Origin of the sequence: Flavobacterium sp. (assembly GCF_043760115.1) — a bacterium.
Taxonomy (GTDB): Bacteria; Bacteroidota; Bacteroidia; order Flavobacteriales; family Flavobacteriaceae; genus Flavobacterium.
In genome coordinates this window covers 1-6559 of record NZ_JAYUPK010000094.1, presented here as the reverse complement: position 1 = coordinate 6559, position 6559 = coordinate 1, and the positions used below count along the sequence as shown (strand labels likewise).

Annotated in this window: 8 protein-coding genes; all 8 read right to left on the bottom strand. The window is 31.6% G+C overall.

From position 1 onward, the window contains the following. Positions 1-82: L28 family ribosomal protein (locus ACH2BC_RS08435; RefSeq protein WP_300568938.1), on the bottom strand; the 82-nt coding region annotated here is incomplete at its 3' end. A 73-nt stretch (positions 83-155) separates the two neighbouring features. After that, positions 156-1406, bottom strand: coding sequence for a CinA family nicotinamide mononucleotide deamidase-related protein (locus tag ACH2BC_RS08430; RefSeq protein ID WP_395053554.1), 1251 nt, complete (start codon positions 1404-1406; stop codon positions 156-158). A 243-nt stretch (positions 1407-1649) separates the two neighbouring features. Further along, positions 1650-1994, bottom strand: a complete 345-nt coding sequence (locus ACH2BC_RS08425) for an Hpt domain-containing protein (RefSeq protein ID WP_395053553.1) — start codon at positions 1992-1994, stop codon at positions 1650-1652. Further along, positions 1994-2605, bottom strand: a complete 612-nt coding sequence (locus tag ACH2BC_RS08420) for a fumarylacetoacetate hydrolase family protein (RefSeq protein ID WP_395053552.1) — start codon at positions 2603-2605, stop codon at positions 1994-1996. Before ACH2BC_RS08420 ends, ACH2BC_RS08425 begins: the two co-directional genes overlap by 1 nt. Before the next feature lie 67 nt (positions 2606-2672). Then, positions 2673-3446, bottom strand: a complete 774-nt coding sequence (locus ACH2BC_RS08415; protein ID WP_395053551.1) for an exonuclease domain-containing protein — start codon at positions 3444-3446, stop codon at positions 2673-2675. A gap of 164 nt (positions 3447-3610) precedes the next feature. Further along, positions 3611-4960 carry a dihydrolipoamide acetyltransferase family protein gene (locus ACH2BC_RS08410; RefSeq protein ID WP_395053550.1) on the bottom strand — a complete coding sequence of 450 codons (1350 nt, stop codon included), beginning with the start codon at positions 4958-4960 and terminating at the stop codon, positions 3611-3613. A 77-nt stretch (positions 4961-5037) separates the two neighbouring features. Continuing rightward, positions 5038-6222: a glycosyltransferase family 2 protein gene (locus ACH2BC_RS08405; protein ID WP_395053549.1), complete on the bottom strand. Its 1185-nt coding sequence runs from the start codon at positions 6220-6222 to the stop codon at positions 5038-5040. A gap of 152 nt (positions 6223-6374) precedes the next feature. Further along, the coding region (locus ACH2BC_RS08400; RefSeq protein WP_395053548.1) for a hypothetical protein at positions 6375-6559 on the bottom strand (185 nt) is incomplete at its 5' end.

Genomic DNA, 6559 nt, shown 5'->3' with positions numbered 1-6559 from the left:
TTCTCTTAGTTTTGTTCATAGCGTGAGAAACATTATTTCCTACCATCGCTCTTTTACCTGTAAGGTCACAAACTCTTGACATTATGCTTATCTTTTATCGTTATTCAATTCGGTGTGCAAAGAAACAAAAAATAAATAGTTATTGCAAAAAAACTTTACACATTTTTTAATAATTCTTTTAGTATCATTTCAAATGCTTTATTTACGGTTCTATCTATCGCTTTTTCACGTGGTTGACCAAAATTGTGTTCTTCTACAAGCACAGAATTGGGTGTTGCAATTGCAATAAAAACGATTCCAACTTCAGCTTTTCCGGCTTCTTTTGTTGGTCCAGCGTTTCCTGTTGTAGCAATTGCATAGTCGGTTTTCATTAATTTTTGAATTCCAATTGCCATTTCGCTTGCTACTTCTTTAGAAACTACATCGTATTGATTTATAGTTTCTTGCGAAACATTTAAAACTGAAACTTTAGTATCTGTTGCGTAACTAACAACGCTTCCTCTAAAATAGGAAGATGCACCAGCAACTGAGGTAATTTGTTGTGCAATTCGTCCACCAGAAACACTTTCGGCAGTAGCAATTGTGGCATTTTTTTGTTTTAATAATCGTCCAATAATAACTTCTATGGTTTCATCTTCGTCAAATCCTACAATAATATCATTGATGATTTTGGTTAGTGATGCAACGTTTTCTTCTATGGCTTTTTCTAGAATTTCTTTGTTGGTTCCACGAGCTGTTAATCGTAAACGAACTCTTCCTGGATTGGGTAAATAAGCCAATTTTAAATATTCTGGTAAGTTGTTTTCCCAACTTTCAATGCGTTCTGCAATTAGACTTTCGCCTTGACCATAAGTTAATATCGTTTTATGAATTATATATGGACGTTCGTATTCCTTCACAATTTTAGGAATGACTTCATTATCTACTAGATATTTCATTTCATAAGGAACTCCTGGAAGCGAAATAAATACTGTATTTTCTTTTTTCATCCACATTCCTGGTGCTGTTCCTACTTTGTTAAAAAGTACGTGACATTTAGATGGAAGCAACGCTTGATCTTTATTCATTTGCGATGCTGGACGTTTCATTACAGTTTCGATTAACTCGATTACGTATTTTTCTATTTCTAGATTTCTTACTAGAGTGTCTTGAAAATATTCGCAAAAAGTATGCTTTGTAATATCGTCTTTTGTTGGTCCTAAACCTCCAGTTATTACTACTATATCAACGTTATTTTGAAGTGATGAAAGTGTGTCTAAAATGTGTTTTTTATCGTCAGAAATGGAGAGCATTTCTATGGTTTGTACTCCTATTTTATCTAACGATTTGGCTATGTAACCTGAATTGGTATCTACAATTTGACCTATTAGAATTTCATCGCCTATGGTTACTATTGTTGCTTTCAAGTTGATTTAGGATTTTTGGGATTCTTGATTTAGGAATTAGGATTTTTTAATTTAGGAATTATTTAGATACTTATTAGATAATAAAATGATAACTCTACTAACCCAGATTGCAATGGAAATCTTTTTTTATACCTAACAGGTTTGAAAAAAACCTGTTAGGATATGAAAAAAATTGTAATGGAAAGCTGGATTTACCAAACTAGATAAAGCCCAAGCCATTTGTTTTTAATAAAAATAAAGAAATTATAGCTCGAAATCTTTCTTAATTTCTTTGATTGCTTTTTCTACTTGATCTAGAATACTTTCGAAGGTTGCGGTGATTTCTTTGCGCTTTCCTTCTACTTTTGTCCAAGCTTCTACTTGAAGAATTTCTTCATAAGCCATATTTAAACCTAGTAAGTCTAGCGTTGGTTTTATCTTGTGTGCATAGGCATAGGCAAGCTTATGTTCTTTGGTTTTTATGCCCATTTCTATTTGTTTTAAGTCTTGCGGAACTTCGGTTACAAATAGTGTGATGATTTGCATTACGAACTCTGGATCGTTGTCTGAAAGTGCGTAAACTTTTGCTAGGTTATAGTTTATTGCCATTATTTAACTTGTATTCTTAGTAATTTAGTTTGTTCTATGTATCCTTCTAAAATGTCGTTGGGTTTAACTGCTGCAACGCCACTTGGTGTTCCTGTAAATATAATGTCGCCTTTTTTTAATGTAAAATATTGAGAAACGTGTGCAATTAGTTCGTCAATTTTCCAAATCATATGGCTTGTATTTCCTTTTTGAACTACCTTATTATTAGTGTGCAATTCAAAGTTAATATTTTCTAGCGAACTGAAATCTTTTTTCGATAAAAAGTCGCCAATTACCGCTGAACCGTCAAAAGCTTTGGCTTTTTCCCATGGCAAACCGTTTTCTTTTAACTTGGTTTGTAAATCGCGTGCAGTAAAATCTATTCCTAAACCTATTTCGTCATAATAATTATGTGCAAATTTTGGTTCTATATATTTTCCTACTTTGTTTATTTTTATTAGAATTTCTATTTCGTGATGAACATCATTACTAAATTCTGGAATTACAAACGGATGTTGTTTTAATAGAATTGCTGAATCTGGTTTTAAAAACACAACTGGTTCTGATGGTTTTTCGTTATCCAATTCTTTAATGTGATCTACGTAATTTCTTCCTATGCAGATGATTTTCATGCCTTTTATTGTTGGAAGATGGAAGTTGGAAGGCGGAAGAAAACTCCCAGCTTCTGACTTCTAGCTTCTAGCTTTTTGTATTTAATTTTCTTAATTTAATTGCTGTCAATACTTTCTTGGTGTATAAAGGAAAATCTGCACCTTGAATCCAACCATAATAACCTGGTTCTTTTTCAAGCACATCTTCTACTAGTTGACCTTTGTTTTTTCCGAAAGTAAAAATTTCTTTTCCGTCGGCATTTATTGCAATGAAACCTGCAAAATCGACTGATTTTTTACGTGTTGTAAATTCAGATAATGATTTCATATCATTTTCTAAATCTTCGTATCTGTCTAATTGTGCTTTTAAAATTTCGTAGGTTGCCATAGTATCAGCTTCAGCAGAATGTGCGTTTTCTAATGTTTTACTACAATAAAATTTTAAAGCTGCGCTTAATGTTCGTTCTTCTTTTTTATGAAAAATAGTTTGAACATCTACAGAAACTCGATTTTTCATATCAAAATCTACCTCGGCACGAAGTAATTCTTCGGCAAGAAGTGGAATATCAAATCTATCAGAATTAAATCCTGCCAAATCAGAATCTTTAATCATTGTGTGAATTTGAGTTGCCAATTCCTTAAAAGTTGGTTCGTTGGCTACCTTTTCGTTTGTAATTCCGTGAACTGCAGTTGTTGCAGCCGGAATTGGAATTGTAGGATTTACTAACCACGTTTTACTTTCTTTATTTCCGTTAGGAAAAACTTTAAAAATTGAAATTTCTACAATTCTGTCTTTTGCCACTTCAATTCCTGTGGTTTCAAGGTCGAAAAAGCAAATTGGTCTGGTTAGTTTTAATTCCATTAGTGTTTTTTATCGATGACAAATATAAAATTTTGTAGTTACCGTTTATCGATTATTTGAAAAGTTTTTAAAATTTTAACAATGGTTGAAAGACTAGAAATCATTCAATAAAAAAACCGACAATTTATTAAAAAACTGTCGGTTTCAATTTTTTTTTTTATTTTCTAATATTCTCTATTAACATCAAATGCCTCCAAATAATCGGCAACACGTTTTACAAAACTTCCACCAAGTGCACCATCTACAACTCTATGATCGTAAGAATGTGACAAGAACATTTTCTGACGAATTCCTATAAAATCGCCTTCCGGAGTTTCTATAACCGCAGGAACTTTTCGTATTGCACCAAGTGCTAAAATTCCAACTTGTGGCTGATTGATAATCGGTGTTCCAAAAACAGAACCAAAAGTTCCTACATTGGTTACTGTGTACGTTCCACCTTGCGTATCATCTGGTTTTAATTTTCCGTTTTTAGCTCTGTTTCCTAAATCGTTTACAGCTTTTGCCATTCCAACAAGGTTTAGTTGATCGGCATTTTTTATTACTGGAACAATTAAATTTCCGTTAGGTAATGCTGCTGCCATTCCTAAGTTTATATTTTTCTTTTTAATAATGTAATCACCATCAACAGAAATATTTAATCCTGGATAATCTTTCAACGCTTTAGCAACTGCTTCCATAAAAATTGGAGTAAACGTTAGTTTTTCGCCTTCACGTTTTTCAAATGCTACTTTAACTTTTTCTCTCCATTTTACAATATTGGTAACATCAACTTCTATAAACGATTGCACGTGTGCAGAGGTTTGAACTGATGCAACCATGTAACCTGCAATGAGTTTTCTCATTCGGTCCATTTCTATAATTTCGTCTCCACCGTTAACGGAAATTGGTTGTGGGTTGTGAGTTTTGGGTTGTGAGTTTTGAGTAGTTTGCTCTGAGTTTTGAGTTATGGGTTGTGAGACTGATTGATTTGGAATTTCAACTTTTTTGTCAGAATGAGCTTGTCGAAGTCCAACAAATTTTAAAATGTCTTCTTTGGTAACTCTTCCTTCTTTTCCTGAACCAGAAATACTTTCTAATTCTGATACAGAAACTCCTTCTTCTTTAGCAATGTTTTTTACTAATGGTGAAAAGAATTTATCTGAATCGGCAAAATTTTGAGGAACTGCAACTGTTTCTTTAGCAACTTCTACTGTTTTTACTACTGCTGCAATTATTTCTTGTTTTACTTCTTCAACTTTGGCAGTTTCAGCTTTAACCTCTACATTTCCTGCTTCTGTTTCTATAATTGCAATTGTTTGACCAACTTGAACCAAGTCATCTTTTCCAAAAAGTTTTTCTACTAAAATACCAGCAACTTCACTTGGAACTTCGCTATCTACTTTATCTGTAGCGATTTCTAGAACGGCTTCATCCATTTCTATTCTATCGCCAACTTCTTTTAACCAATTGGTAATTGTTGCTTCTGCAACGCTTTCTCCCATTTTTGGAAGTTTTAATTCAAACTTTGCCATATATGTAAACTAAAGTTGTTTTTTTATAATCTGACTGCAAAAATACTAATTATTTTAAGGTTTTGATATGATTTATGCTATTTTTCACAAATTATTATTTGTCCGATATCGTTGGCATTGTTGCTTCCTATTTTAAAATTGGAACTTGGAAAATAATTTTTAAAAGTACAATTTGAAGTATTATTGTCTTCCATATATTTAATAATTTCTACAAATTGAAAAGAAGATGTATCAAATGTTATTTCGTAGTTTATAGTTGGATTGATTTTAAAATCTTCGAATTTAGAATATCTTTTAGATGTTGAAAAAGATGTTGAATTGATATCATTTTTAGAAAATATTATAAATTCATCAACAATAAATGGTCGGTTTTTTTGTTGGTTTTTTTTAATGATAGAGAATACAAATGCTCCAATTTTCATAAAAACATCAAACACAATTGATTTACTAAAGTGTTTTTTATAAAAGAAATTCATTGCTTCTTGAAATCGTTTCATGTATTTTCCATCACGAACTGTACTTTCTCCTTTATAATGTATTACGGTAGTTTCATGAAAATAATAGTTAAACTTTCCGTTTTTCAGTGCCATATAACTAAGATCAATATCGTCTGAGTACATAAAACAGTTTTCGTCAAAACCTCCAATTTCATTATATAACTCGCGTTTCATAACCATAAATGCGCCAACAAGAATAGCAACTTTTCCTGATTGATTTTCGTTTAAATGCTGCGCATAATATTTTCCAAATAAATTGGATATTTTATATAAGCCAAAGATTTTAGTGAAGGCAACCCAAGTTGTTGGAATTCCTCTTTTAGATTCTGGAAGGAATTTTCCTGTTCCGTCTATTAATTTACAGCCAATAATTCCTAGTTGCGAGTTGAGAGTTTTGAATTTCGAGTTTCGAGTTTCAGATTTTAGAATTGGTTCTTCGACTGCGCTCTGTGTGACAAAATTTAGTATTTTGGTAAAGGTATCTTCAGCAACAACTGTATCTGGATTTAGTATACAAATGTAATCGCCTTTGGCTTGGGCAACTCCAATATTATTTCCTTTTGGAAAACCTAAATTTTCTTTATTTTTAATTAATGTGATATTTGGAAAACAAGATTGCATCATTTCGCAACTATCGTCTGATGAATTATTGTCTATTACAATTATTTCTCCGTCAATATTTTCAAGTGCTTTTAAAACACTTAAAACACATTGCTCTAGAAAATAGCGAACGTTATAATTTAGGATTATTACTGATAGTTGCATTTGCCAAATTTAATACAACTTTTTTTAATCTTGAAAAAAAATACTGACACTAAATAATTATAAAAAAAAAGATAACCCAAAAGTTAGTAAAAAAACAACAACCTTAAATTGATAGGTACTATCTTCAATTCCTAATTTTATTTGATATTTTTTTATAAATTTGTAACACCGAGAGGAAGCTTCTTGCGATAATTCACTGGATGTTTACCTTGTGTAGTCTCAACTTTTAAGTTGGGACTATTTTTTTTGATTTTATTTTCTTCGAAAATATCTGCCCGAGAGCAAAACTTTTGCTCCTCTTCTTGGATATTTAACCCATAATTTGCATTATAAATTT